Origin of the sequence: Haloarcula mannanilytica, assembly GCF_005406125.1 — an archaeon.
Classification (GTDB): domain Archaea; phylum Halobacteriota; class Halobacteria; order Halobacteriales; family Haloarculaceae; genus Haloarcula; species Haloarcula mannanilytica.
In genome coordinates this window covers 442,769-467,386 of sequence record NZ_BIXZ01000001.1, presented here as the reverse complement: position 1 = coordinate 467,386, position 24,618 = coordinate 442,769, and the positions used below count along the sequence as shown (strand labels likewise).

The following is a 24,618-nucleotide window of genomic DNA, read 5'->3' as shown; positions in this document are numbered from 1 at the left end:
CGTCTGTGCCTGCATAATGACGACGACGAGAGTGGCCGTGCCGCGCAAGGGTCGGCCTCTCGAAGCAGTGCTGGAGCGACTCGCCGGGCGTACAGGGACCACCGACCTGGCCGACGAGATAATCTCGACGCTTCGCTACGAGAAGGCCGTCACCAAGGGCAAGCAGGACGCGGTCGCCGACGTGTACCATCGCATCAGCGACTACTCCTCGCTCGAAGAGCCGTCCAAGCCGGAGTACACGCTGCTCCGTGACGACCGCGACGGGATGCCCCGACGGATCGTCTTCGACAGCGTCACCGTCCCGACCGAGTACGGCGATGTCCAGCTGGTCGGCCGCGAGGAGCCGTTCCGGGCGCTTCGGACCCACGAGTTCGCACTCGGGTTCGACAGCGCCGACCTCGTCCTCGAAGAGGTCGTCCAGCTCCGGGACGAACCGCTGACCGCCATCGACGAAATCAACGACCGCATCGACCCGCTGGACACGGACGTGCGGGTCGTAACGGGGCTGGGCGATACGGTGTATCACACGCTGCTTGCGACGCCGGAGGTCACGGATTCCCAGGACGGACCGCTGGATCGGGCCTTCGTCACTAACTACGAGGGCGAGCTCTGTATCTCACCGCGGTACGAGCGGCTCGTCGAGGCGATCCTCGGGACGAGCGCCCTCGATGGCATTTCATTCACGTATCCCACCAACGGCGGCGAGGAAGAGGAAGACATCGCCGAAACGGGGCTTGGCGTCTATCTCACCGTCACTGGCTCGACCGCGCGCGACCACGGCCTCGAACTCGGCGAGCGGCTGTTCCCCAGCGAGACCGTGCTTCTCGAAAACGCCCACGAGCGCACGGAGACGACAAAGCAGGTCGCCAGTCTGTTCGAGGAACCCGAAGAAACGGCGCTGCAGTCGGTCTGAACCGGATTTGCTTCAGAGACGCCGCCGCTGGATGAGCTTCGCGGCGACGCCGACTGGCACGACGACCCACGCCACCAGCGCTGCGGCGACCATCGGCGCGGTCAGCCCGGCCTGTGCCAGCACGCTGCCGAAGCCGCCAGCGACCACGTCCACCTGTGAGAGCGCGAGCACGCGGAAGCAGTCCACGGGGTTGAGGAGTATCGCGGCGGCGATAGCGCCCGAGCCGAGATCGAACCCTGCGACGGCTCCCAGTGCCACCAGGTCGTGCAACAGCGCGACCCACAGCCAGATGGCGAGTGAGACCCCGAGCGCGTGGGTCTTCGTCCGTGCGACTGTCGAGACCAGCACCGCAACGCCGAGCATCGCACAGGCGGTCAGCACCGCTGCGAGGGCGACGGCCGCGTAGGGTCCGACGCTTGCGATACCGAGATATCGGACGGTCAACAGCGCGCCGGGGACGAAGCCGAGCAACATCGCGCCGGACAGCACCGCCGCCCGTCCGATGGCAGTGCCGACGACGACACGGCCTTTCGTGACCGGGAGCGCGAGCAGGAGTTCGAGCGACCCGCGCTCGTCGGCCCCGACGATGGCGTCGTAGCCGACCGCAAGCGCCGTCAGCGGCACGAGGTAGACACCCAGTTCTGCGATGGTCGCGATCACCGCGTCGAAGCGGCCCGGCCCGACAGAACTCGCTCCGAACTGGACCACGGCAGCGGTAAAGAGGCCGAACAGCAACGCCACGCCGAGCGCCCACCGGCTCCGGACCGCCAGCCGGTACTCCCGGCGAGCGATAGTGAGCAGACTGCTGTCGGCAAGCCGGCCGAGCGTCGACTCGTCGGTCCCCTCCGTGGCCGTCTTCTGCTCGGTCCCCCCGTCACGAAGCCGGGCGGTCGGCGCGTCGACGGCAACGCCACCGTCGGGAGCCGGGTCCGTCGATGCCGCGTCCTCGCTCATGCCGGCTCACCTCCCGAGTTCGCTGTTGCTGGCGTCGGCACGTCATCGGTGTCCCGGCTGTCCCCGCCGACCGCCTCGTGGAACGCGGCTTCGAGGCCCGGTTCGCGGACCTCGAACCGGTCGATGGCGTACGCCTCACCGACGGCGGTCAGCAGGTCGTAGGCCTCGGTCGGTGCGGTCTGTGCCCGCAGGTCCGCGCCGGACCGACTGACGGTCGACACCGCCTCGTGGTCCCGCAGTTCGGCCGTTGCGTCGTTCGCAGCGGTCTCGGAACCCAGCGACAGCGACACCGTCACCTCGTCGGCGGCGGCGCGCCGGAGTTCTTCGACTGGCCCTGCAGTGGCAACCTGCCCGTCGGCGATGATGACCGCCTCCGAACAGAGCCGCTGAATCTCCCCGAGGGCGTGCGAGGAGAAGACGATGGTTACGTCAGTTTCGGCCGCCAGGGATTCCACAACCTCGTGGAATGCCCGGATGCCGTCGGGGTCGAGCCCGGCGGTCGGTTCATCGAGTATCAGCACAGCCGGCTCGCCGACGAGCGCCGTGCCGAGGCCGAGGCGGCGGTTCATCCCGTTGGAGTAGCCGCCGACGCGGCGGTCCGCGGCGTCGGCCAGTCCGACGGTGTGTAGGATGCGCTCGACGTGGTGGCTCCGCTCCTCGCGGGGCACCGAGCGCATCCGGGCGTGGAAGCGGAGTATCTCGCGGCCGGTCAGGCTCGGCGGGAAGCCGGCGTGCTCCGGCAGGTAACGTACCCGTTCGCGAACGGTGGTCCCGTCGGTCGGGTCCGCGCCGGCGACGGAGACACTGCCCGCGTCGGGCTTGTTCAGCCCGGTGAGTAGTTTGAACAGCGTCGTCTTGCCGGCCCCGTTCGTGCCGAACACGCCGAGGGTCGCCCCCCGTTCGACGGACAGACTCAGTCCGTCCAGCGCCTGCACGTCGCCGTAGGCTTTCGATACGTCGTCTACGTCAATCACGTTCATAGTAGTGCCTCCAGTTCTCGTGGGGTGGGTCGGTGAGCGGGCGGGCGTCGACGACGCCGGGTGACTGGACGACCGGGACGGACGACTCGGCCAGCCGAACGGCGTCGAAGGCCGGGCTGCTGGCGAACACCCGCGCGGCGGGCTTTTCGGCGGTCACCTGCTGGACGGTCCCGGCCGGCTGGTAGCGGGTGTCGCCGACGCCGTCGTCGTCAACGTCCGTCGGGTTCGCCCGGGACCAGTAGTTCCCGACGCTCTCGTTCCAGTGGACCTGGTCGCTCATGACCGCAAGCACCGGCCTGTTGTTGCGGATGAAACTGTTCTTGGTTACGGTGCCGTCGGTGCTGCCGGCGGCGATGTGGACGCCCACGTCGTTGCCGACGACGAGGTTGCCGATGATGCGGTTGCTGACGGAGTTGTAGACGAACAGCCCGTTCTCGTTGTCGACGAGGTGGTTACCCCGGATGTCCGTGTCGTCGATGCTCTTGACGAGGATACCGTGGCCGGACTGGCCACTGTTGTTGACCGCGACGTTGTCCGCGATGACGAGGTGTTTCGAGACCATCAGCGCGTACCCGACATCGTTGTCGAAGGCGGTGTTGTTCCGCAGATGCGAGTCGTCGGAGTACATGTAGTGGACGCCATAGCGGAGGTCCCACATCGTGTTCTCGCTGGCGTTCACGTCTTTCGCCCAGTTGAAGTACAGTCCATCCCGGACGGTAGTGATCTCGTTGTTCCGGATGACGCTGTCCTCGGTCTTCCAGATCTGGATGCCGTTGCCGCGCTGGGTCAACTGCGTGATTTCCTCGCGGCCGACGAGAGTGTTGTTGCGGACCTCGGCGTCATCGATGCCGTTTAGCCAGATGCCGAAGGTCATGTCGGTCACACGGCTGTCCCGGACGGTAGCCTCGCTGCCGTTGACGAATATCGCGGCGTCATTCGTGGCGGTGTCGAAACCGCTGTTGCGGACCCAGAGGTCAGTCACGGTGACGCCCTGGGCTTCGACTGCGAGCACGTCGCCCTCGCCGTCGCCGTGTAACAGCGTCGACCTGGGACCGCTCCCGGCCAGCGTCACGTTCGGCGTGGTGACGACAAGCGTCTCGTTGAACCGGCCTTCGAGCGTGATGGTATCGCCGGGGTCAGCGGCCTCGACCGCCGCCTGTGCGCTGTCGTACGTCTCGCCGTCGACCGTCGCGGTGCCCTCGGCCGTCGGGGCGCTAAACGAGTCGGTGTCGGGTACGTCAGGGTCAAACGCGAGGTCGTCGCTTCCAGCCTTGTCGGCTGAGTCGGCGCTTGCCATGCCGACAGCCATGACTGACAACACGAGCAGGACCGCGGTACCGACGGCAAATACGCGCTCGAAATCGTGGGACAGTGGGCTCATGAGTGGTCAGAATCTGCCGCGGTGGTCGTCGGGCGGTGCGGGGCGTCTTCTTCGTCGTCGGGATCATCGCCACGGCCGAGACGCTCTCGAACGGCGTTGGGGAGGTTCCCGAGCCCGTCGCGCAATCGCGCCGGGAACTCACCGAAGGTCACCGTCTGGTCGCGGTAGTAGTACGCGACCGCGAGCATTCCAGCAGCCGTGGCGGCCATGTACGCCCCGAGTCCGAACCGGGAGACGCTGGTGATGTTAGCGACCTGGTACTGGCCCCACAGCGGCGGCGTGAAGCCGGAGACGCCCATCACCGGCGCGTCCGGGTCGAGCGTATGCCCGGCCTGCCAGAGCCGGAACTGGATGTCGGCCACCATCACCGTAAACACCAGCACCGTGCCGGCGAACTGGTATTTCAGGCCGCGTTTGAGCTTGTCGGCGGTCGGTGCGATAGCGACGAACACCGACAGCAGCGACACGGCGACGAACGCGAACGGTCCCAGCGACCACTCGGGTACGTCGATGGCCCGCTCCTCCACCGGGTAGTTCGGCTCGATGAACACCGGGTCCGGGAAGTAGAACCCGATGTAGTGGTTCAGCCGGGCCATCTCGGTGAAGTCCCCGGTCAGTCGCGGGTACGCGTACAGCTGCAGGTGCAGCGTGGTACTGGGGTACTGAACCGCGTCGACGCTGATGCGCCACATCGGGAACGCGAGCGCAGCGACGAACAGCAGCGCCGCTACCACGGGGAGGCCCCGTCGTATCTCGCGGAAGTCGTCGAGGGTGGGTCGTTGCATGGCTGGACACCTCCGAAGTGGGTTGTGGCGCTACTCCTCCGCCGGTTCGACGATCATCCGGCTGCGCATCTCCAGGTGCAGGGCGCTACAGAAGTACGTACAGTAGATCCAGTACACGCCGGGGTCATCAGCCGTGAAGGTGACCTCGCGGGTGTCCTGTGGGGCCACGGCGTAGTTGATATCGTGTTCGGGGATGGCAACGCCGTGGATGATGTCCTGCACGCCCTCGATGTTGGTCGTGGACAGCCTGACCTCGTCGCCTTCCTGAACCGTGAAGTCCGGCAGGCCGTACTCCGAGCGCTTGGTCGTCATCTTGACGTGGACGCTGTTGTCGCCCGTGCGCTCGACGCCGGAGTCCTCCTCGGTGATGTAGGTCTCCTCGTAGTCGCTCTTGTCGTACACCTTCTTTGCGTCGATCTTGTCCTTGTGGGCGAACACACAGTCGTGTGGCTCGGGGTAGGCCGGGTGGTCCGCGACCAGTTCCATCGACTCCTCGCCCTGTCCGATGTGGATGAGCTGGTCGTTGTCGGGCATGATGGGGCCGACCGGGAGGAACCGGTCTTTCGAGAGCTTGTTGAGGCTGACGAGCCACTCCCCGTCGGGGTCAGTCGTCATCGCCTCAAGGGCCTGAATATGCCCGGGGTTGTAGTGGACATCTTGCTTCTCGATGATGGGGTCTTCGGACCCTTCGTCCGCTTCGACAGCCGCCTCGATGTCCCACTTGACTGCCTGGGAGTCGATGAACAGCGAGGTGTAGGCGTGACCGTTGCCGTCGAAGGTAGTGTGCAGCGGACCGAGACCGACGCGCGGTCGCCCGGCGACGACATCCTCCGGGTCCGAGGAATCGGCCAGCGCGTCCAGGTCGATCATCGTCACCGTCGGCGAGAGCTTCCCCGCGACGAAGGCGTAGTCGCCGTTCGGCCCGACCTCGACGCAGTGGGGGCTTTTCGGCGTCGGGATGTACTTCACGATGGGGCGGTCGCCCTGGTTGAGCGAACTCTCCTGCGTGCCGTCAACGACGGGGACGCCGTTGACCTCCTCGTAGTTACCGTTCTCGACGGCCTGCTCGATAGCCGGGATGTCGAATGCCTTGACGTTGTCCCGGTCGTCTCTGGTCATCCCCTGGATGTCGGTGGCCTCCTCGCTGTTGTACGCCGAGGAGATGGCCCACCGCCCCTCTTTGCCGGTGTCGACGATGTCGAGGTTGCCGTCGACCTTGACCTGCCACTGGGTCTCCATCGACTCGGGGTCGACGGCGACGAACAGCGACGTGTAGTTGTCCGGGTTCTTCGCGTCGGTACCGTCGTTTGGCAGCGGTGCGCGGAACTCACCGTTGCCCAGCACGTACTTCGTGTCCGGCGAGAGGACACAGCAGCCGTGGATGGCCTGCATGTTCGGCACGTCCGTGATGGCGTCCGTCTCGAAGTACGTGAGGTTCACGCGGGCGATGCGGCCGTTGGCTTTGTCGTTGACGTACAGGTACTCGCCGTCGTAGTCGCCGTCCGTCTCCGAGAGGTTCGGGTGGTGGTTGTCACCCCAGCTGTAGCCGCCGCCCTCCTCCAGCAGTTCCTTGGTGTCGTCAGTGAAACCATACCCCGTCGCGCAGTCGGTGTTGAACACCGGAATGCGGGTGAGTTCGCGCATCGACGGGATGCCGATGACCCGCAGTTCGCCGGAGTGGCCGCCGGACCAGAACCCGTAGTACTCGTCGTGTTCGCCCGGTTCGACCGTGTGGCTCACACTGCTGCCGGATTCTGTCGTCTGGTTGGCCGCACTGCCGTCGCCACCGCCGGTCAGCGCCGAACAGCCGGCGACGGAGCCCATCGCTCCGGCAGCTACGCCGGCTTTCATGAAGTCCCGGCGGCCGAGCGAGAGGCCGGGCAGTCCCAGCGAGATGTCGTCGTCTTCAGCCGCTTCGTCCGGGGACTCGACCTCTGCCAGCACCGAGTCGAGCGTTTCTTCGTATTCGTCGAGAACTTCGTTCGGGTCGCGTGGGGTTTCGTTCTTGCTCATCTCAGACCACCTTGATTTTGCCGACCATCCCGTTCATCTCGTGTGGGATGCAGTAGTACTCGTACGTGCCCGTCGTCTCAAGCGTGACTTCGTAGCTCTCGCCTTCCGTAATATTGCCTTTCTGGCCGTTGCTGTAGCCGTCTTTCGCGGCCTGTTGGGAGTCGAACCCGCCGGAGGCGAAGTACTCCGCGCCGTCTGGGATCTTGTCCTCGTAGGCCGTTACTGTGTGACCGATGGCGCCGACGTTCTCGAAGGTAATCGTCGTTCCAGCCTCGACCTGGATGTTCTTGGGTTCGTATGCCAGGCCGTCTGTCATCTCGACGGTACTGGTTTCGGTCCATTCGGACCCGCTCCCGCCGTCGCTGGATTCGGCAGTTTCGGTAGCCGTTTCGCCATCGCTACTCGATTCACCGTCACCGCCACCGCTGGAGCCGCCGCTCGATGAACAGCCAGCCAGCGCTGCTCCAGCCACGACAGCCAGTCCACGCACGAATGTTCTACGCGTTGCCATGGTAGCTCACGACTGCAACTCGTTGACCTACCTGTATATATAGGGAACCGTGCTCTCATCTCCCAGGAAGCCGGGCGAATATGTTCGTCGGTGTCTAGTGAACCCAGTATCCCCGGCGGAGCTACCGCAGCATCCAGACAGTGGAATTTTCGTCGAACTGCCTGACCCGGTCAGTTGGTACTTTCCGATTCAGCCCCTTTAGTGGACGGCTCACACCGATTGCTCCGGGATGTAACGACATCCAGGCCGGGGCTGTAGTAGTACACCGGGTCCGTGTCAGGCCGGGCGAACCCGTTGGCCCGCAGTAGCGTATCGGTCTCGACGGTCGCCGACGCCGGGTACAGCGTCCACGTATCGTGGTCGACATCGGTGTAGCGAAGCGACCCGTCCGGGGCCTCGGTGTAGAAGCGATAGCGTTCGACCAGGAACTCCGCCAGCGAATCCGCTGTTGACTGGAACGGGCTGTCTGTCGGCCAGTACGTCGCCGTGTACCTGCCCGGACGCGCCCCGGGATGTCGCCGTCGGCTATCGAACTTGACGCGCCCGTCACAGAACTCCAGCGAGATGCGAGCGTAGTAATAGGGGAGGTGGTGGACGAGTCGCGCGCCGACGACGCTTGCCAGCCCCTGTGCGTCGAGACTGAAGAAATAGACGCTGGGAACCCCGTCGTGGGTGACGTACGTCCGAACGTTGATCTCAGGGAGTCGGATACCGAGCGACCGCGGGCATCCCTTCGGTCGGACGGCAACGTTGGTGAAGGGGACGACCGAGAGCCACGCCGCGCCGTCGTATCGGTCGGCCTCGAGTGACGCCGGGAGATGAGCGTCCATGAGATTGGGGTCGACCGGCCAGTTCTCGAACAGCAACTGCCGCCACCCCATCTCTAGAGGGAGGACCATAGGTACTGTTTCGCGCCGTAGCGAGAAGAGTCTCCCGTTAGGTAGACACTAGCCCGCGTGCGGGACTTTGCACCCGCGACCTCAACTGTCAACGGACTCCTGTAACCGTGCGAGACTGGTCAACACCGGATACGTCCAGAGCTGTTCCTCGTACATGTACGCGCAGAAATCGTGGGTCTCGAACCGGTGAACGCTTGAGTGCAGTTGCTCCTGGCGTTCTTGGAGGAGTGTCGTGATGTCGCCCTGGAACGTCTCGCGGTACCATTCCGGGACGACGGTGCTGTCGAGCGTGTCGATGATCTCCCCGAGGTGGTCCCGGTAGTTCTGTATCGATTCCTGTTCGATTTCGACTGCCCGATCGAGTGAGTCCCGTTCGTCGATCGCCTGTTTGGTCGCGGCGACTAGCGAGCGTTTGAGCGGCGGGGAAAATCGAACGTTCGACGCAGGGTGAAACAGTGCTGCGTAGTCCGGTCCGAACTCGACAGCGACGTTCTCGACCAGCGACTCGTCGTACACAGATTCGTAGTGATCGACAGCGAGAACCGTATCAGTGTAGGCGTCCCGCAACGCCTTGACAGGTGCGGACACGGGCCGCTGACTCTTCGTCCCAACGGGGTTGGAGGGCTGTTCGACGGGGTCAACGGCACGAAGCCGCTGAAGAAATTCTTCGAAAGCATCCTGCTCGGCAACAAGCTCCGCATGCTCCTCATCAAGAACATTGAGAGCCGTTTCTACTGGCTCTAGAATGTGATCTCGCCATGTATGCAGGAACCACTGCGTATCGTCCTGCACAGGCGTCGTTGACATACTAGTATCTCGTTCGGTAACAACAATAAGTGTTTTAGTTACCGGACAACACCGCAATGTTCTGGGAGACCATTTATATACTTAGTGATGCTGAGAGAGAGCATGCCCGGGGACTGTCTTGCGGTTTCACACGCCGCTTTCTGGGGGAGGGTCCACCGTTACATCATGTCGACTCTCTAGCGCACCATCGGTGTAGTCATTCCATTCTCGGAGACCGCAGTAGAATATATGAGACCCAGATATCGGGATATCCCCTCATATTTTAGATTCTAATTTCGAAATATCGGTGATAATAGTGTCTTTACAACGAACTATTAGAATATGCCTTCATTTCTACCTTAATTCTCACTATATATGAAGATAATACACCTAGATGGCAATATAATTCTAATATCAACCCCTATTACGACCTATTTACTACCAAATATCGCAGTCTCTTAGGAACCTTCGCCGACTTCTTTCCCTATCGTGGTAATTGGTTTGGAAACCCCAAACCGACGGATTGTGTCCCGAAGTGGTGCTCTCTGGAACGGGGGTTCGAATAACAATCGTACCGTCGTTAGTAGGGATTAGTCCGCCTCTGTACGCACACTCGGTTCGTGTTGGGGTAGACAGCCAGCGACAGCGGTCCCGGTTCATGGGTCTGTCAGCCTTTTGGGCGGCCTATGCTCGTTGGGAGCGACAACCGCGTTGGACTGGGCTCTCGATAGCTACGGCAGACTCACCGACGACTGTTCGAACTGGTCGGCATGGTGATTTATACCACGGGACCGATTACGTTTTCCCATGGACCGCGATACTGTAGAACCGCATGTCGATTCCCTCCCCGGTCCCCGAAGCAGCGAGTGGGTCGCGTACCACCACGAAACGGCTGCCCCGAGTACGTACGTGTACGACTTCGTCTGGGACATCACCGAAGACGCTATCGGCCCGTTCTGTACCGATGCCGACGGGAACGTGCTCCTAGATTTTACGAGTCACGTCGCATCCGCCCCGCTTGGCTACAACAACCCGAAGGTACTGGACCGTGCCGACGAGTTCGATCTGGTCGACCCGCTGAAAATCGCCGGCCAGGATTTCTATGTGAGTACTGGCGGGACGCCAGACGACGCCTCGATGCCTGCGCCCGCCCACTTGATGGACAAACTGACCGCCCTTTCCAGTCACTACGGATTCGATACTGTTTTTCTCTCGAACTCGGGCGCAGAGGCCGTCGAGAACGCGATGAAGATCTGCTACGACAACTGCGAAACGCCGAAGTATGCTATTACCTTCGATGGTGCGTTCCACGGGCGGACCCTGGGTGCGCTGTCGCTGAATCGCTCGAAGTCCGTGTACCGCCGGAAGTTTCCGGAGCTCAGCGGGATCCACGACATCGAGTTTTCGGAGGCCGGCGTCGAGCGCCTGCGAAGCAAACTCGACCCCGATGCCGGTCACATCCCACCCGAAGAGGTGGCCTTTCTGATTCTGGAGCCGATACAGGGCGAAGGCGGCTATCACGTCCCGAGTCCCGAGTTCCTTTCGGCCCTCGATGACCTCTGCCGGGCACACGACATCCCGATCATCGCCGACGAGATCCAGTCCGGGGTCGGCCGTACGGGGGAGATGTGGGCCGTCGACCACTACGATATCGAACCGGATGTCATCACGAGCGCGAAGGCGCTTCGGGTCGGTGCGACGATTTCTCGGTCGGATATGTTTCCGTCAGAGACATCGCGACTCTCCTCGACGTGGGGTGCTGGCGATATCCTGGGGTCGATGCGTGGCGCGCTTACTCTCGCCGCTATCGAGGATCACAACCTGCTCGACCACGCCGCCGAGATGGGGACGTACTTCATGGACCGCCTCCGCATGATCTCTGCCGACCACGCGATGGTCGAGGACGTACGCGGGGTCGGTCTGATGATCGCCCTGGAGTTCGACACGGTTGATCGCCGTGACGCTGTGATGGAAGCCACGCTGCAGCGCGGCCTCCTCACGCTCGGCTGTGGACAGAAATCGCTCCGGCTCCTACCGCCGCTTGACGTTACTGAACGCGAGCTCGAACTGGGGATTGATATCCTCGATTCGGTGTTTACTGAGATTGGCGACGCTGTGTCGTCCCCGTAGTAACTTTCCCGAAGCCACAGCGGAATTCCGCACAGTACTGAAATCCGAATCGACTGAACGTACTCCGTACCGTTGCGCATGTTTGGACTCCCAGAGCGGTTATTTTGTACCGGACGGAGAGATACACAGTCGTGAAAGCGTATTGAGCGGGGAGATTCCAACTAACGACGGATCCTCAACTATCGTCGCCCTTGAAAATCAATGCACATCTGATCGCACGACAGCCGCACGATCAGTGTGTACATCCTTTCAATTGGTACTACAGCGTTCAGTCCGCGCTAAAGGCGAAACTGAGAACGGGCGGTCAGTATCTGTAGGTTTCCAGTGTGATTATGTATCTGCCCCAGCATGGTGGGGGTATGAAATTCTACGAGACCATCTCCGTTGGCGAACAGCGAGAGTTCGGTGAGTTCCAGATCACGAAAGACGAGATCACCGAGTTCGCACGGAAGTACGACCCGCAACCGTTCCATCTCGACGAGGAAGCCGCAAAAGATTCGATGTTCGGCGAACTCGTAGCTTCCGGGTGGCAGACAGCCGCCATCTGCATGCGACTGACAGTAGAGAACATCACCGACGTTGCAACGCTCGGCGGACTCGGTGTCGACAACCTCCGTTGGCACGAGCCGCTACGGCCAGGCGATACCCTTCACGTCCGGACAGAGGTACTCGACAAACGAATCTCGGAGAACCGTGACGACCGAGGGTATGTCACCAGACATTTCGAGGGAGTGACTGAGGACGAAACTCGCGTCATATCGTATGACGCCATCGTTATCGTCAAGCGAGACACTAACGATTCCGATAGTTCTGTATAGCACTATATGATTTATTAGTCTGCAAGCCACCGCCCGGAATCGTCTAATATAGACAACGTCTCGGCTGTGACCTACAATAGCGAGTAGATTTCGGCTACGTACACGTCTCTGACGCGGGTTCCCCATTCGTGAGTGTACGTATCGATAACGTCCTGTGCGACATCGCCTCTGAGATACTTGACGACGCCGCGGTCTCCGGTTCGGTCCCGAAGGTGTGTGGTGAAAAAATGCCGGAAATAATGCGGGGTGACGTTTTCCTCGGCACCGCCGCCGTCCATATACCAGCCGAACTCTCTGGCGTGGGATTCGACAATGTGATGGACCATGTTTGGTGTGAGACGCTTCCCCCAACTGCCGCTTGTCGAGACGAACAACGGCTCTGCCGGTGACTGTGTGTCCGGTCGTATCGCGAGCCAGCGCCGGAGTTCAGCGGCTAGCTCGGGATCGACGGGAATCGTCGTCTCGCGCTTTCGTTTGTTGGAGGCTGTCCGCTCTTCCCCGTTTGTCGCCTCGCCACGGGTCGGGTCTGCGGCAACGAACAGCGAGTCCGGACGCCCCTGTAACCCTGCTCGGACAGGGATGTCCGGCCGTGGGCCGGGAGTGTCGAGATTGAGGTCCTGAATATCGAGGTTACACAACTCCCCGGCTCGCATCCCAGTCTTCAGCAGCGTCACCACAATAGCCCGCTCTAGCGGGTGTGTGATACTATCGACGAACCCGCGCATCGATTGGAGACCTATCTCACGGCGGGTCGGGTCGGTGTTGATCGACTCGTCCATCTCTTCCATCACGAGTGTCATCGGGTTCGACTCGAAGACCCCGACCTGTGTCATGTACGCGAAAAACCGGTGTAGATAGGATGCATACGTCGCCACGGTACTTTCCTCGACAGTGCCACGTAGGCTGTGAACATATGACATACAGTCTCGATGCGAGGCTTCTCGAACAGGGCTGGGCTGTTGGCCGTCACCCAGGAAGGACTCGAAGTCCCGAAGGACACGTTCGTAGGACGCACGGGTTCGGTCGCTCTTGCCGTGATACGTGATGTCGTCAAGGAAATAGCCGACCGGATCCGATTCAGCATCCGACGCAGTCGTATCAGCGCTCATTCGTCTCGAACGTACCCCCCGTGTCGTCCGCTGTACTGCACTTCGTTTTCGGACTGCAGTTCCTGCAATGCATCCTCCAGCCGGTCCTCGATATCGTCAGTGAGCTCGGCGAGCAAGTCGTCCCATTCGTAGTAGTCTCCATCAGCGAGGATGTCCTGGACCCGGTCTTTCAGCGCCTCACCCCCAGGGGTAGCGTCCGGAGAATGGGGTTCCACGGCTCCGTCATCAGTCGCTCCGCTCGATCCGGCCTCTGGCGGCTCGAATCCGCTCCGGCCTGCCTGCACCATCGTTCGAACGAACTCACTTTGGCTCATATCCAGTTCCTCGGCGTGGGCCTGCCACTGTTCTTTCTGATAGGCCGGAATGTACGTCCGAACCGTCGCCCGCTCGCTGTCACTGGCCATACTCCACCCTCGAACGCCGGGAACTTCAATGTAGTCCCAATATTCGAGATAAAAGCCTTTATTTGGGCATATAGCACCCTATATTCACCGCTCAAGCCACTATAATGACAATTGGATTATTAGAACTGGTTGAATAGGGTCACTAGCACAAATACAAGCGAAGCGAGCACTGACATATTGATTGTGGAGTCGTTTCCAGAACTGCATGTCATCCAGTGAGTTGATCGCTGTCCATGAGAGCACTTCAGCATGTGGTCGGGTTTGATCATCTGGGAGGCTAGGTTTCGGACCGCTTCAAAACCCCACCCAGCCGGGTTCTCTCCCTAACCGACTGCGCTCTCCCAAATCCTTTCGTCGCCCGTGTTCTGGCTTCTCAACTATCGCCGCACAGTGTCTGCGTTGGATACTGCACACTGACTGGTTGCCGCCTGAGATACGTCTCCAACTGCCGATCTCCCAGAGATTCATCCGATCCTGACAAACCGTACTTGGTGATTGTTGACACAAATCGAACGAGATACGTAGTGACTATTCCAAAATTCCAAACAATTTCGTCCATTCCGGCGAAACAGGGTTCCTCGATACTATCCGTTGCCGAAGCCCAACACGACGAGTATTGCTGGGAGGGCTATCGGGACCGTCCCATATTCCGTGACTGTGCCGTCTACGTAGCTACGATACCAAACTGTGGTAATACGGTGAATCGATCGTGTATTCCACAGTTTGCGATTGGAGCAACCCAGTCGCTGTCTCTCTGAGACCCCATTGAGTTACCCTACAGAGTTGGGTCCACCAAATTCTCAGTGAATGTCGTACTGGTCTCACAGCCGTAGAATTCGTTCAAATATGTGAAAACAGTCCTCCCTGATCGACAGGGATCGGTGGCCAGTTCAGCTGTCTAGACTAGCGGTGTTGGTATCGGTGTCGAGGAGACAGCATCAGCAACGCTGTACCAGGATTCAAGCTCCAGTCTTGTATTTCGCATGACTGTTTGAGAAACGAGTAGCCCAGATACGGAAGTCTACCCACGAGTCGTAGTGTATGCCACCGAGTCGAAACCCTACTGCATTAGCGTTTCCAGCCTGAAAGGGCCAATATGCACCCGCAACGTCACACGGCCAGACAGGAAGGGAGATCTGATGGCTAACGACGCACTCGTCCTCCTATTCATGATTGCGATTGTACTGGTGGTCATGGTCGTTGGACTTGTCGGGGGGTTCTATCTAGTCAAATATCTCGTCGAATACACGTTTAATTCGTAATCTCGGAGCGGCGAGCATAGAAGCGAAGGTGACGTACGCGACGGATTGGTGGTTCTAACCGACTGTGTGCAACCAATACTCTATCAGAATGTCACTATAGCATCAATTCCTGATGGCCCATGTAAAACTAATAAATCGTATAACGCTATATCGAATTACTATGTGTACTCCCTCAAAGTTCACCGGGAGACATTCAGAATTACAGTTACAGTCAGGCACAGCGTGGTGGTGTCCCATCGTCCAACGCTGCTGGAGGGATACGATCCGGAGGCTACGAGTTCTGAAACCACGTTCGTTCACAAACCACTGGCAGCGTAGCGGTGTACTCCCTTTCGGGGAACGGTCGTTTCGATTTCTCGCGGTGTCGTAGACGTGACAGCTTCGAACGAGACCACAGGTTCCTGTAACAGGTCTCGGTTGGGGTCGTGGTGATATCTGTGGGACACTATCGGAGCGAAAGGAACACCCGCTCACGGGCACTGTGACCGTTTCTTAGGTGGCTTTGAGGAGCTGTCGACGGGACAGCGGGCGATTCATTACTGAAAGCTAATATTTTAGCGGGGTAGATGCCTTCTGTAGGTGAGACAGTCGTCAGTCGGTATCCTTGCCGGTCGCTACCCCCAGGATCGTCGTCTCGGCGTCGAAATAGGACGGGGCGTCAGTGTCCATCTCGAACTCCAGCACTGTTTCGAGGTCACCGGTGCCGTCGGCGAGTTGTTCGGCGAGGTCCGTGTACCCCTCGGTGAGCGTTCGGTACTCGTCGATCTCCGCTTGCTTGTCCTGTGCCCGCTCTTGTTTGGCCTCGATGTCGGCAACAGCTGCTTCCGGATTCTCAGCAAGAGATTCGCTGTCGCCGCTGGTCAACGCCGCACGAGCGTGGGCAGTGTCCTGTTCTATTGCTTCGAGCAGATCGGAAAGCTCCGAGCTGCGCTGTTCCAGATGGCCCGCAAGAATCGCGGCCTGGGTTCGACAGTACTCGGCGAGGTCCGCCTGTGAGATATCGCCTGCGTCGTCGCTCATTAAATACGGTACGATCCCAGCGCGAAAACCGGTTTCGGTGACAGTAGAAACAGCCTACTCTTCTTCTTCCTCTTCGCCGAGACTCTGGGATGGGCCGCCGGAGAAGACGAACTCGTGTTCGGCTTCGGTCTCGAAGCGATTCAGGATGTCACCGAGTGGCTTCGCGTAGCGTTTGAGCTGTTCGGCACGCGAGGACACTTCGTTGAGTTCCGCGGCCTGCTCTTCGGCCGCCCCAGCAACGGTCTGGGTTTCGGCCATCATCTGGTCGCTCGTTTCAGCGGCCGACTGCAGTGTGGTCGCCACCGTCCGGAACCGTTCGAGCGAGTCGCCCAGGTCGATGTCCGGATTGTTCGCTTCCAGCTCTTCAAGCGTGTCGACGAGGGTGTCAAGTTCCTCTGAGATGGACGCGAGGCGGTCCTTCTGGTCGTAGGCGTCGTCGGAGATCTTCTGTGTGGATTCGGCGACCTGTTCGGACGCGTCACGGACAGATTCCGCACTCGACAGAACGACATCACCGGATTCCGCGACCTCGTCGGCGAAACTGTTGAGCTGACCGACGGTCTTTTCGAGTTCGTCGACCATGCCGTTGAATTCGTTGGCGATGCGGTCCATCGACTCGTTCTCGCCGTCAGTCGCCATCCGCTCGGTGAGATTTCCGGCAGCCGTCTCCTCCATCACGTTAGAGAACTCTTCGGCCTTCTTCTGGAGGTACTTGTTGACTTCGAGGGCCTCGGCCCGGGAGACCTCTGCCTCCTTCTGGGCGCGTTCGGCCTCGTTGATCTGCTCTTTGAGCGCGTCGCGCATGTCAGCGAACCCGCTGTACAGGCGGCCGATGTTGTCGATGCGACCGGTAGCGATATCCACATCGAGGTTCCCCTGTCGCATCTGGTCCGTTTTTCTGGTCAGCCGGTCAATCGATGTTGCCGTGTTGTACCCGAGTATGGCTCCGACACCCGCGATGAGCAAAACCATCAATGCCGTGCCGATGAGCCCGTACTGCTGGACGTTCTGGACGAACCCGAACACGGCAGAGTTGGGTGCGTGTACGAGAACGACCCAGTCAGTCCCTTGAATCGGCGCATAGCCCACGGTGTAGCGTTCGTTGAGCACGTCGCCTGCGGGCATGTTCGGGCTGACACCGGATGGCTGGTCCGACGAGCGAAGGTCGTCTGCCGCGTCGATCGGTGCGGTGGCGCGGGTGTTCGAACTGTATGACTGCAGCATGTTCTCGCCGAGGCCGCGGCTCCCGTCTCTGGGTTCGTCGACCATGACGACTGCTGAACTGTTGACGACCTGCGTGAACCCGCCTTCGGCCCTGTTGTTTCCTTGAAGCGAGTTCGCGATCTCATCGAGGGAGTACTCGATGAGGATGTATCGGTTCTGTGTGGCGTCGACGGGGCTGACGAAGCCCACGACTGGGCCGGAGTTCGTCTGATACACGTCGGAGATGACGACATCACTCGCTGCTTCGAAGCTGACATCGGTAAACCAGGCCCTGTTTGTCGATTCCAGCGGTGAGTTGGTCAACACCTGCGAGTTAGACGTGCTGGCGACGACTTCCGTCTGGGTGGCACCGCGTTCGACCAGGTGGATGTCGGCAGCGTCCGCAGATAAGGCGGCCTTCCGATTGTTGAGTTCGATCTCGATATCGTCGGTATTGCTACTGGCCCAGATATCGTCCGAAGAGACGAACTGGGTCGATAACCGGTTTCGATCGACCCACTGTGATAGGATATCGGCTTCCTGTGCCGCGGCGTTTTCGTAGTCGCTCAGGACTTGCTGTTCCGTGTAGTCCCTGACTTGCTCTGTCGCGGCGAGACCGACAAGCCCCACCGACAGTGCCATGATAAAGAGGACGATACCGAACTTCAGTGCGAAGTTTCGCCGGATGAAATCCGGGACCACCGTGGCCAGAATTCCACCGGACGCGTTTGAGTCGGTCGCTGAACTGTCTGTTATCTCTGTGTCGTCTGAACTCATAGTTAGCTCCCTCCAAGCGAGCACTCGGCCGCTGGACCGCTATCGCACCCGTACTGCACATTTGCTGGCTCTCCGATCAGGCCGTAGTACGACCCGTAGGACTGCTCTGCCTCCGGCTTCCCTCTGACAACCGGGACCCGACGCATCGCCTGATGGTCACAGGCCCGGAGCGTCTGCGATCCAAGGCCGGCGTCGTACCCGTGGTCTTCGAGTTCCGCGATAACCTCAATCGGATTGAACGTCCCCGCTCGCTCGACCGCACTGGCGTACTGAAGCGTTTGCGTGTACGCGATGTGCGCCGATCCCGACGGGATAGACGCCGCCGTCCCGCTGTACTCTCCCCGGAACGCCTCCCGGAAGGTATCGGATAGCGGTGAGGTGATAGCCGGGCTCCAGGCGACAGTGCCCAGTACGCCGTCTATCGCATCGCCCGCGGTCTGGGCGACTTCCAACGAGGCCAACGGGAGGACGATATCCGAATCCGGGAACGCTTCACGGAATGCCCTGAGAGCGTTCGCTGCGTCAAGGCCACGAAGACTGAGGACGATTACATCGAAATCGACTGATTTGATCTCAGAAGCGTACTGCGAGAAATCGCTCGTCCCGACCTGGGAACTGTGTTCCCAGACGGGTGACCAGCCAATCTCTCCGAGGGCCGCATCCATATCGTCCCGCATCGTCTTGCCCCAGTCGTTCTTTTCGAAGAACTTGGCGTAGTTGACGTTCTCGCCGTACTCCTCACGGAGAACCGGAGCCAGCGCCTCGGCCGTCATATGGCTGTTGAACATCTCGCGGAAGGCATACCGGTTACACTCGGCACCCGTCAGCGAGTTCGCGTGGGCCATCGTCGCCATGTACACGACCTGATTCTGGGCGGCGACCTCCTGATTGGCCACTCCCGCACCGCTGGACGTACCGCCGGCGAGCATGATAGCCTCCTCGCTGTCAACAAGACGCTGTGCGTTGGTCCGGGCCGTGTCAGAACTGCCGCCGGTGTCCTCGACAGCGTACTCAACGTCTTTTCCGAGGAGTCCGTCACCGCTCAGGGGCGACTCGTAACTGTCGTTCGTTACCCATCCACCGCCGTTGTTGATGTGTTTGACTGCGAGTTCGAACCCTCGCAGTTCCTGCTGCCCGGCCGCCGAATACGTGCCGGAGGACGCGACGTTGAAACCGAACGTCACCGAGTCCCCGGAAACCGGATAGTTGCCGACCGGAGTGGGAGTCGGTGTCCCGCCTCCATCTGTTACACCCTCACTGCCACCACAACCCGCAAGCCCGGCGAGCCCGGACGCGCCGATTGAACGTAGTAGGTTCCGCCTAAAGACGGACCTTCCACCACCATTTCTCCCTGAATCCATACCCGCGAGTGTAAATTAGTATTGCACATAAGCTTTTGGAGACCCTCTAACGCCGATTGTCCAGGTTCACGCGACGAAACCACTTTCTACGAGCTGGTAGGCGAGGATTAATGTCTCTTACAGGCGACTGGTTCTCCGGGATTTATAGCCACCCAGTGAGGAACGTCGGATATGACGGAGCTAGTTACGTTCGGCGAGACGATGTTGCGGCTATCGCCGCCCGATGACGAGCGACTGGAGACTGCAGACCAGTACACCGTCCGGGCGGCCGGTGCGGAGTCAAACGTCGCAGTCGCCGCTCAGCGGCTCGGACTCGATGCGATGTGGACCTCGAAGCTCCCGGATTCGCCGGTCGGCCGCCGGGTCACCGGAGAACTCAAACACCACGGCGTGTCGGTCGATATCGCCTGGGACGACGCCGACACCGCCCGGCAGGGGACGTACTACCTCGAACAGGGCAGTCCACCGCGAGGCAACGAGGTTATCTACGACCGGCGAAACGCCAGTGTCACAACTGCGACGCCCGAAGAATTGCCAACAGAGACGATTGAAAACGCAACCGGATTCCACACCTCGGGAATCACGCCGGCGCTCTCGGAGACGCTGGAATCGACGACCACCGATCTCCTCTCGCTCGCACAGGACGCGGGGACGACGACGAGTCTCGACCTGAACTACCGCTCGAAGCTCTGGACGCCGGCGGAAGCCCGCTCGGTCCTGACCGAACTGTTCCCGGCCGTCGACGTGCTCGTGGTCGCCGAGCGCGATGCCAACGTCGTGCTGGACCGGGACGGTGACACGGAAGCGGTCGCTCGGGACCTCGCTGACGAGTACGGGTTCGAGGTGACGGTGATAACCCGGGGCAGTGAGGGCGCGCTCGCACTCGCTGACGGTGCCGTGGTCGAGCAACCCACCTTCGAGGCGACGGACGACCATCCGGTCGGAACCGGCGATTCGTTCGTCGGCGGCTTCCTCTCGCAGTACCTCTCGGGCGGCAGCGTCTCCGACGGGCTCGCGTGGGGTGCCGCGACGGCGGCGCTCAAGCGGTCCATCCCGGGCGATATAGCCGTCGTTTCGCCCGACGAAATCCGTTCGATTCTCAGCGGCGACACGGAAGCGATTTCGCGGTAGCTACGGCGTCCAACAAGCTTCTTATCCCCTCGCGGGGAACGTCAGGGTATGATTAACTATGAACGCTGTAAACTGTGGCTCCTGGGAGTCGGAGGCCACAATGCGTAGCGCAAAGATCGTCTGTACCCTCGGTCCCGCGTCGGACTCGGTCGACGACATCGCGTCGCTTGCGACAGCTGGCATGTCCGTTGCCAGACTGAACGCGAGCCACGGTTCGCCGGAACACCGCCGGGAGATGATCGACCGCATCCACGAGGTCGACGAGGCGGTCGAAGAGCCTGTCGCGGCCATGCTCGACATGCCGGGGCCGGAGGTACGGACCGCGGCAATCGACGAGCCGATCCAGCTCACTGAGGGATCCACCATCCGGTACGTCGTCGGCGACGACGCGACGCCCGAGGAGGTCGGTCTCTCGCAGTCGATCACGGCAGTCGAGCCGGGTGACCGGGTGTTGCTCGACGATGGACGCATCGAGACGACCGTCGAACGCGTCGAGGACGAGACGGTGTTTGCGACCGTCGAGAACGGCGGGAAACTGGCCGCCCGCAAGGGTGTCAATGTCCCCGGCGTCGAACTCGATCTGCCGACGATCACGGAAAACGACAGGCAGGAACTCGACGTAGCGGCCGAGAAGGAACCGGATTTCGTGGCCGCGTCCTTTGTCCGCGACGGCGAGGACATCTACGAGATCAACCAGGCGCTCGAAGCGCGCGGCGTCGACATCCCGATCATCGCCAAGATCGAACGAGCAGGGGCGGTCGAAAACCTCGACTCGATCATCGATGAGGCCTACGGCGTGATGGTCGCCCGGGGGGACCTCGGTGTCGAGTGCCCGCTCGAAGACGTGCCGATCATCCAGAAGCGCATCATTCGCCGCTGTCACGAGGCCGGCGTTCCGGTTATCACGGCGACCGAGATGCTCGACTCGATGGTCCACTCGCGGCGGCCGACCCGCGCGGAGGCCTCTGACGTGGCAAACGCCGTCCTCGACGGAACGGATGCAGTCATGCTTTCGGGCGAAACGGCTATCGGTGACCACCCGACCCGCGTCGTCGAGACGATGGACCGGATCATCCGCGATGTCGAGAGTAGCGAGGAGTACGCCGAGTCCCGCGAGCAGCGCGTGCCAAACGCCGGTGACACGCGGACGGACGCACTCGCTCGCTCGGGGCGGTTCCTCGCCCGCGATATCGGCGCGTCGGCTGTCGTCGCTGCTTCCGAGTCCGGCTACACCGCGCTGAAGGCAGCGAAGTACCGCCCGCCGATTCCCATCGTCGCGTCGACGCCAAACGAGCGCGTCCGACGGAAACTCGCGCTCTCGTGGGGCATCACGCCCGTAACGACCGAGTACACCACCGACGGGGCCGACGCGATTATCCAGACGGCGGTCCAGTCGGCGCTCGACACCGAGGCCGCGGACAGCGGTGACACGGTCGTCGTCCTTTCCGGGATGATGACCGAACTGGAGGGGATGAACACGGCGAACATGCTGAAAGTCCACGTCGCGGCAGAAACAGTCACCAGCGGCCGCTCCATCGTCGACGGCCTGGTGACCGGACCGGTACACCGAATTTCAACGGCTCCGTCCGCGGAGTCGCCGGGCGACCTCTCGAACGTCCCCGAGGGAGCTATTCTGGCGGTACCGGAGGGGTTCGACGGTGAGTTCCTCGGTGACACCAGCCGCATCGGCGGCATCATCGATGCCCATGAGGGCGTAACGAGCTACGCGGCCATCGTCGCCCGCGAACTCTCGATTCCGATGATCTCGAACGCGGACCTGCCCGACAGTGTCTCGGACGGGTCGACCATCACGCTGGACTCGGAGCGCGGCGTCGTCTACGAGGAGGCCGTCGGACGGGAGGACATCTCCGGCGCGGAGCGGGACTACTGATCGCGGTAGAATCTGTGTAGTTAAGTATCGGTGGAGCAACCCTTCGACCAGCATGGGCGCTTACGCAGGGGTCGACCTCGGAGCGACACATATTCGGGCTGTTATCGGTGACGAGACGGGTTCGATAGTCGCGTCACACAAAACTGAGACACCGCGGGGACCGTCGGGCATCGCGGTCACGGAAGCGGTCCTTGATGCGATTCGACAGGCCTGTGACGCTGCCGACATCGCCCCGACAGATGTGCTTGCCGCCGGTATCGGGTCCTTCGGGCCGATGGATTTGGCCGAAGGCGTTGTCGAGAACCCCGCGAACCTCCCCGACACTATCGACCGGATTCCGCTGACCGGCCCGGTCGAGAACCTCATCGGCAGCGAGCGGGTCTCGCTGCACAACGACGCCAACGCCGGCGTCATCGGCGAGCGGTTCTACTCGGACCGAAATCCCGATGACATGGTGTATCTCACCATCTCGTCCGGGGTCGGCGCTGGTGTCGCCGTCGACGGGAACATCCTCTCTGGCTGGGACGGCAACGCCGGGGAGGTCGGCCACCTGACCATCGACCCCCAGGGATTCATGACCTGTGGCTGTGGCCACGACGGGCACTGGGAAGCGTACTGTTCGGGCGAGAACATCCCGCGGTACGCCACGCAACTGCACCGCGAAGACCCCGTCGAGACGGCACTTCCCATCGAAACAGAGGAGTTTTCGGCGGCGGATATCTTCGAGTACGCCGGCGAAGACGAGTTCGCGTCCCACGTCCTCGATCAGATCTGTCACTGGAACGCGATCGGCGTCGCGAACATCGTTCACTCCTACGCGCCGCTCGTGGTCTACGTCGGTGGGGCCGTCGCGCTCAACAACCCCGAACAGGTCCTGGAGCCGATCCGGAACCGACTCGACGATATGGTGATGTCGAACATCCCGGACATCCAGCTGACGCAGTTCGGCGACGACGTGGTGGTCCGTGGCGCACTGGCGTCGGCGCTGACCGGCGGAACCGGCGACCCGTCACAGCGCGTCTGAAAAAGCGTCGACCAGCGGCAAAACGGGGATTACTGTCGCAGGTCGTACAGCCGACGGAACGCCGTCGGCGGGAACCGCGGTTCGACCCGGCTCGGGGGGCGGCCCTGGCCGTTTGTCGTCGTCGCCTCGACGCGGTCGACGACGCCGGACTCGGCCATCTCATAGAGGAACCGCTTGACCGTCCCGGCTGATAGGTCGAGTGATTGGGCGGACGCGATTGCCTCCGTCGTCGCTGTCACCGACGAGCGCTCGCTGTCCTCCAGGTCGATGAGCTCTCTGAGGACGGCCTGTCGGTTCGTCGGCAGGGAGAGGACGATGCCAAGCGACACGCAGGGAACTGGTACTTCCTCGATGGCCGTGTCCACGTTCGCCTGCGTGATGCGGTCCTGTCCGTTTTCCTCTGCCAGCTCCGCCGCGATGAACAGGGCCGCGAGGGCGTCGTGGGCGTTGCCGTCCGCCCAGTCCGCGATTTGCCGTGCCAGGCCGTGATCGAGTCCCTGCTGAGCCAGCCCGTTCGAGGTTCTGGTCATCAACACGTCGACGAGCATCTGGCGCTGGTAGCGGTCGATGCCGATTGATTCGGCGGTGTACCGCGTCAGCTCTGTCGTCGACGGGTCGTCACGACCGATAGCCAGCCAGCTGACGTTGCTCGGCAGGCCGGCAAACAGGTCGACAAGCGAGGAGGCGTCGATGCTCTCCGGCTCGCCGACGTGATCTACCGCGATGACGACCCCGGTTCGTTGCTCTCGAACCAGTTCATGGAGGCGAGACCTGAGCGTCTCCGTCCCGATCCCGTGTTCCGGGACTGACTCCTCCACCAGCGAATCCAGCACCGCGTGGTAAAACGCGAACTCGCTTGCGGTCTCCCGGGCGTTCACGTAGACGAACGACGGAGAGGTCGGTGGCTGTGCGCGGGTCGTCGTGTGGATAATCGCCTGTTGTGCTGTCGGGAGCTGTTCTAAATTGGCGAAAAGCGCCGTGATAACGGCGGATTTCCCGGAGCCGTGCGGGCCGTAGACGTACGCGTTCGGCGGTAACTGCCCGTCGAACACCGGGTCGAGATGGTCGAGCAGCCGTTCGAGGACCGGGCCGCGATCGGCCGGTTCCTCGATGTGAACGACCGGTGAGATGGCCTCGTAGTCCTGAATGAGCCGTGGCTCACCGTTCCGGCGTTGTCGACGCTTGATTCTCGCTTCAATGTCCATCGTTTAGAGAGATATGTGTTAGCGTTTGGAATCGGAAATATAGAGGTATCGTTTTGGAGTG

Annotated in this window: 21 protein-coding genes; 7 read left to right on the top strand and 14 right to left on the bottom strand. The window is 61.4% G+C overall.

The features are described 5' to 3' along the window. Window positions 1-16: 16 nt before the first annotated feature. Window positions 17-913 carry a hypothetical protein gene (locus tag Harman_RS02275; protein ID WP_137682200.1) on the top strand — a complete coding sequence of 299 codons (897 nt, stop codon included), beginning with the start codon at window positions 17-19 and terminating at the stop codon, window positions 911-913. 12 nt (window positions 914-925) lie between these two features. On the opposite strand, the gene Harman_RS02270 is transcribed toward Harman_RS02275, so the two are convergent. From Harman_RS02270 to Harman_RS02235, 8 genes are all read right to left on the bottom strand, one after another. Then, on the bottom strand, window positions 926-1,867 hold the full coding sequence (locus tag Harman_RS02270) for an ABC transporter permease (protein WP_137682199.1): 942 nt from the start codon (window positions 1,865-1,867) through the stop codon (window positions 926-928). Further along, window positions 1,864-2,847 (bottom strand): ABC transporter ATP-binding protein, encoded by a 984-nt coding sequence (locus Harman_RS02265; RefSeq protein WP_137682198.1) that lies wholly within the window; start codon window positions 2,845-2,847, stop codon window positions 1,864-1,866. The genes Harman_RS02270 and Harman_RS02265 overlap by 4 nt, the downstream gene beginning before the upstream one ends. After that, on the bottom strand, window positions 2,834-4,228 hold the full coding sequence (nosD, locus tag Harman_RS02260; RefSeq protein WP_137682197.1) for a nitrous oxide reductase family maturation protein NosD: 1,395 nt from the start codon (window positions 4,226-4,228) through the stop codon (window positions 2,834-2,836). The genes Harman_RS02265 and nosD overlap by 14 nt, the downstream gene beginning before the upstream one ends. Next, on the bottom strand, window positions 4,225-5,013 hold the full coding sequence (locus tag Harman_RS02255; protein WP_137682196.1) for a hypothetical protein: 789 nt from the start codon (window positions 5,011-5,013) through the stop codon (window positions 4,225-4,227). The genes nosD and Harman_RS02255 overlap by 4 nt, the downstream gene beginning before the upstream one ends. Before the next feature lie 30 nt (window positions 5,014-5,043). Continuing rightward, window positions 5,044-7,026 (bottom strand): TAT-dependent nitrous-oxide reductase, encoded by a 1,983-nt coding sequence (gene nosZ / locus Harman_RS02250; RefSeq protein ID WP_137682195.1) that lies wholly within the window; start codon window positions 7,024-7,026, stop codon window positions 5,044-5,046. 1 nt (window position 7,027) lies between these two features. Further along, complete coding sequence (locus Harman_RS02245; protein WP_137682194.1) at window positions 7,028-7,537, bottom strand: plastocyanin/azurin family copper-binding protein; 510 nt, start codon at window positions 7,535-7,537, stop codon at window positions 7,028-7,030. Between the two features lie 170 nt (window positions 7,538-7,707). Further along, window positions 7,708-8,436 carry a YqjF family protein gene (locus Harman_RS02240; protein ID WP_137682193.1) on the bottom strand — a complete coding sequence of 243 codons (729 nt, stop codon included), beginning with the start codon at window positions 8,434-8,436 and terminating at the stop codon, window positions 7,708-7,710. A gap of 81 nt (window positions 8,437-8,517) precedes the next feature. After that, the gene (locus Harman_RS02235; protein ID WP_137682192.1) at window positions 8,518-9,243 is read right to left on the bottom strand and encodes a DUF7260 family protein; all 726 of its coding nucleotides are present in this window, start codon (window positions 9,241-9,243) and stop codon (window positions 8,518-8,520) included. 786 nt (window positions 9,244-10,029) lie between these two features. Here Harman_RS02235 and Harman_RS02230 point away from each other — a divergent pair. After that, window positions 10,030-11,352, top strand: coding sequence for an aminotransferase class III-fold pyridoxal phosphate-dependent enzyme (locus Harman_RS02230; RefSeq protein WP_137682191.1), 1,323 nt, complete (start codon window positions 10,030-10,032; stop codon window positions 11,350-11,352). Window positions 11,353-11,711: 359 nt separating this feature from the next. Continuing rightward, window positions 11,712-12,170 carry a MaoC family dehydratase gene (locus Harman_RS02220; RefSeq protein WP_137682189.1) on the top strand — a complete coding sequence of 153 codons (459 nt, stop codon included), beginning with the start codon at window positions 11,712-11,714 and terminating at the stop codon, window positions 12,168-12,170. A 71-nt stretch (window positions 12,171-12,241) separates the two neighbouring features. Here the strand turns inward: Harman_RS02220 and Harman_RS02215 are convergent, their stop codons facing one another. Together Harman_RS02215 and Harman_RS02210 are read right to left on the bottom strand one after the other, a co-directional pair. Continuing rightward, a complete protein-coding gene (locus Harman_RS02215; protein ID WP_137682188.1) occupies window positions 12,242-13,279 on the bottom strand; it encodes a tyrosine-type recombinase/integrase in 1,038 nt (345 codons plus the stop codon). Further along, on the bottom strand, window positions 13,276-13,683 hold the full coding sequence (locus Harman_RS02210) for a DUF5805 domain-containing protein (RefSeq protein WP_137682187.1): 408 nt from the start codon (window positions 13,681-13,683) through the stop codon (window positions 13,276-13,278). The genes Harman_RS02215 and Harman_RS02210 overlap by 4 nt, the downstream gene beginning before the upstream one ends. 1,139 nt (window positions 13,684-14,822) lie before the next feature. On the opposite strand from Harman_RS02210, the gene Harman_RS21915 reads away from it, so the two are divergent. After that, window positions 14,823-14,945 (top strand): hypothetical protein, encoded by a 123-nt coding sequence (locus tag Harman_RS21915; RefSeq protein WP_268812785.1) that lies wholly within the window; start codon window positions 14,823-14,825, stop codon window positions 14,943-14,945. Between the two features lie 591 nt (window positions 14,946-15,536). Here the strand turns inward: Harman_RS21915 and Harman_RS02205 are convergent. Genes Harman_RS02205 through Harman_RS02195 form a run of 3 tightly spaced genes read right to left on the bottom strand, consistent with a single transcriptional unit; the run spans window position 15,537 to window position 19,129 of the window. Beyond that, entirely contained in the window at window positions 15,537-15,965 is a 429-nt protein-coding gene (locus Harman_RS02205; RefSeq protein ID WP_137682186.1) for a hypothetical protein, read from the bottom strand. 54 nt (window positions 15,966-16,019) lie between these two features. Next, a complete protein-coding gene (locus Harman_RS02200) occupies window positions 16,020-17,945 on the bottom strand; it encodes a PDC sensor domain-containing protein (RefSeq protein ID WP_137682185.1) in 1,926 nt (641 codons plus the stop codon). Window positions 17,946-17,947: 2 nt separating this feature from the next. Then, window positions 17,948-19,129 (bottom strand): ABC transporter substrate-binding protein, encoded by a 1,182-nt coding sequence (locus Harman_RS02195; RefSeq protein WP_235007143.1) that lies wholly within the window; start codon window positions 19,127-19,129, stop codon window positions 17,948-17,950. A 348-nt stretch (window positions 19,130-19,477) separates the two neighbouring features. Here Harman_RS02195 and kdgK1 point away from each other — a divergent pair, with 348 nt between their 5' ends. The 3 genes from kdgK1 (at window position 19,478) to Harman_RS02180 (ending at window position 23,352) form a co-directional block, all read left to right on the top strand. Next, window positions 19,478-20,437 carry a bifunctional 2-dehydro-3-deoxygluconokinase/2-dehydro-3-deoxygalactonokinase gene (gene kdgK1 / locus Harman_RS02190; RefSeq protein ID WP_137682183.1) on the top strand — a complete coding sequence of 320 codons (960 nt, stop codon included), beginning with the start codon at window positions 19,478-19,480 and terminating at the stop codon, window positions 20,435-20,437. 100 nt (window positions 20,438-20,537) lie between these two features. Next, entirely contained in the window at window positions 20,538-22,328 is a 1,791-nt protein-coding gene (gene pyk / locus Harman_RS02185; RefSeq protein WP_137682182.1) for a pyruvate kinase, read from the top strand. A gap of 52 nt (window positions 22,329-22,380) precedes the next feature. Then, the gene (locus Harman_RS02180; RefSeq protein ID WP_137682181.1) at window positions 22,381-23,352 is read left to right on the top strand and encodes an ROK family protein; all 972 of its coding nucleotides are present in this window, start codon (window positions 22,381-22,383) and stop codon (window positions 23,350-23,352) included. A 29-nt stretch (window positions 23,353-23,381) separates the two neighbouring features. Here the strand turns inward: Harman_RS02180 and Harman_RS02175 are convergent, their stop codons facing one another. Next, on the bottom strand, window positions 23,382-24,557 hold the full coding sequence (locus Harman_RS02175) for a Cdc6/Cdc18 family protein (protein ID WP_137682180.1): 1,176 nt from the start codon (window positions 24,555-24,557) through the stop codon (window positions 23,382-23,384). Window positions 24,558-24,618: the final 61 nt, after the last annotated feature.